At 53.8% G+C, this 1,049-nt stretch carries 1 protein-coding gene; it reads left to right on the top strand.

Annotated features, from left to right (window positions below):
* Positions 1-1,049, top strand: a 1,049-nt coding sequence (locus Q3Y58_RS19465; RefSeq protein WP_319623432.1) for an IS1182 family transposase, incomplete at both ends; no start/stop codon positions are given.

The raw sequence follows: 1,049 nt of genomic DNA, 5'->3' as shown, positions 1-1,049 counted from the left end.
GTCAACGTTGAGCCAGAACCGTCGCCGCCGGTACAATGATACATCTGTGGCTCAAGACATCTTTGACGGCATTGTGGAGCAAGCGATTGCCCATGGTCTGGTGGATGGCACGGTGTTGTATACAGACAGCACGCATCTGAAAGCCAATGCGAACAAGAATAAGTGGGACCGGGAAGTTGTTGCCAAATCCCGCTCAGACTATTGGGATGATCTGGATCGTGCCATTGATGAAGACCGTTCTGATCATGGTAAGAAGTCTTTGAAGCCAAAAGCTCGGGACGCTGTGCAGAAAGAAACCAAGATCAGCCGCACAGATCCTGAGAGCGGTTACATGGTCCGAGACGGCAAGCCCAAAGGATTTTTCTATCTGGATCACCGCACCGTGGACGGCAAGTTAGGCATTATTACAGATACCTACACCACGCCAGCGAATGTCCACGACAGCATTCCCTACCTCCATCGCCTTGATCGTCAGAAACAGCGCTTCGATTTAGATGTGCGTGCCGTCGGGTTGGATGCCGGATATGCAACAGCAGGTATTGCGCACGGGCTGGAGGCACGTGGGATCACCGGCGTTACGGGCTATCGTCGCCCAACCCACCGGAAAGGCTATCTCCGCAAGCGGGCTTATCAGTATGAACCAGAGGTTGATGGCTATCGCTGCCCCCAAGGACAAATCTTAGGTTACGCAACTACCGACCGTAACGGCTATCGCCATTACAAAAGTGATCCGACAATCTGCCGGACTTGCCCGCTTCTGGCGTCCTGCACCAGCAATGCCAAACATCAGAAAACCGTGACACGCCATGTCTGGCAAGACGTGCGCGATCGTGTCGACGGCTATCGCCTGACGGCTTGGGGCAAGGCTATTTACAAGCGACGAAAAGAAACCGTTGAGCGATCATTCGCCGATGCCAAACAACTTCACGGACACCGATATGCCCGCTACCGGGGTCTGACAGCTGTAACCTGGCAGTGCCTGTTGGCTGCCGCCGCCCAAAATATCAAGAAAATTGCCCTGGCTATGAACACCAAAACACAAGCTACGG

The organism is Nesiotobacter zosterae (genome assembly GCF_033843645.1).
GTDB lineage: Bacteria > Pseudomonadota > Alphaproteobacteria > Rhizobiales > Stappiaceae > Pseudovibrio > Pseudovibrio zosterae.
Note: the sequence above shows the minus strand (reverse complement) of the source record. Positions and strands in the feature narration are given on the sequence as shown.